1 tRNA gene is annotated in these 1,842 nt (G+C 47.6%); it reads left to right on the top strand.

Annotated features, from left to right (window positions below):
• Window positions 1-1,492 precede the first annotated feature (1,492 nt).
• A tRNA-Met gene (locus ACTIE0_RS24115) sits at window positions 1,493-1,565 on the top strand.
• Window positions 1,566-1,842 lie beyond the last annotated feature (277 nt).

The following is a 1,842-nucleotide window of genomic DNA, read 5'->3' as shown; positions in this document are numbered from 1 at the left end:
GGATTCACACCCCAGTTGAAGCGGGGAACGGAAGGCGTGAAGTAGAACCTACTACCAGAAGCGACCACTGCCAACTATCTATGATTAGGGAAACCGAATGTCCGGCTTTAACCATCGTAATCACTAAGTAGCAAAATAGGTTGATACGCTGCGTTCAAAAGAACAAGGGGAAAAGTAGGAGTTTGTCTGTACTACCTACACAGACCTTTAAAAGTACCCCGGTGGAAAGGACAAATCTAACGATAGAATGCCCGTATAAATGGAACGTTGTAACCCCTCTAAGACTCAGCCCACAACAAGGCAGTAGTGATAAGTGTAAACGCAAGGTGTGAGACGTTCGGGTATTAAATAGGGCTGAAATGCCATAAATCACTAGCCGGTGAGGATTCCAGCCCCGAGTTTGGATATAAGGAAACCTCTCCTGATAATCCTCATAACTGTTTATATGTCCCGACGCTTAGGGAACTAAGCAAGGCAGGGAACCCAAGGTCCTAAGCGAACTGAGAAATCACAGAGCAGAGGGTAACGGCGATAGCCACCCCTAGTTTTAGGACTCACAACCCTAGGACTAAAGCGGGGAACGGAAGGCTCCGAGGTGTAACCTAATACCGGAATCGAGACCACTGCCAACCATCCATGATTAAGGAAACTGAATGTCCGGCTTGAACCATCGTAATACACTAGCAGCGAAATAGGTGGACACGCTGCGCCCAAAAGGGCAAGGGGAAAAGTTGGGGGCTCTTACGACTACCTGCACAGACCTTTAAACTACCCCGGTTCTGAGGACAAATCTAACCATGGAATGCCCATATAAACGGAACGTTGTAACCCCTCTAATGCTCTGCCTATAAACAAGTGAGTAATGCTATTCACAAGGCAGTAGTGAAAAATGTAAGCGCATGGTTAGAGGGTGAAGGATGTGACCAGAAGCTAAAGCCCAATTGTCATGGTGGGGATATGCCCACAGGTCACGGTGTGGATATAGATACTGCGATTATTAGGAGTGTAGTGGCGAGAACGAGTTGAAAGACTACGTGCTGCATAAAGCTCTGAACATTGAAGTACGAAAGCAGGGGGTAGTAACCCTGTTCCGATGACAAAAGGGTATCCACATCAGGAGCCGTGTGATGGGAAACTATCAAGCAAGGTTTTGAATGGGAGGGGGTGAAGGTGACTTCACTCTCGACCCCTACCCCTGGAGGGTGAAGGATGCGACCAGAAGCCAATGCCCATCTGTAATGGCTGGGATATGCCCACAGGTCGCGGTGTGGATATAGATACTGCGATTAGTAGGAGTATAATGGCGAGAGCGAGTTGAAAGACTACGTGGTGCATAAAGCTCCAAAAGTTGAAGTAAGAAAGCAGGGGGTAGTAACTCTGTTCCTATGAAAAAGGGTGTCCACATCAGGAGCCGTGTGATGCGAAAGTATCAAGCACGGTTTTTAATGGGAGTTCGGGAAGGTGACTTCCCGTTCGACCCCTACCGATTTGTGCGCCCTTGGCCGATTGGGGAGGCAGCGAACTCATAATTCGCCTTCAGACTGGTTCGATTCCAGTAGGGCGCATTCCTGACAATACTTTATCCTGACTACTATCGCGTGATATCGCTCAAACCGATATTCGTACCGTTACACTCAAAATGCACTCCATTCAGTCTTAGCACACGGGACAATTAGTGCATATCCCTTAGCAACAAATTTTAATTATTGACGGGTTAATCAATAAGCACAACTTAATCAATCTGTCAAATACCCATATCACCCCCCAGCAATTCTCATTTTGGCGAAAACCTGTTCAAGTCCCCGATTAGGGGTCGAGAATGGAGTCGCCTCCATCCCCTCC

This window comes from Limnospira sp. (assembly GCF_051859755.1).
Classification (GTDB): Bacteria; Cyanobacteriota; Cyanobacteriia; order Cyanobacteriales; family Microcoleaceae; genus Limnospira; species Limnospira fusiformis.
Note: the sequence above shows the minus strand (reverse complement) of the source record. Positions and strands in the feature narration are given on the sequence as shown.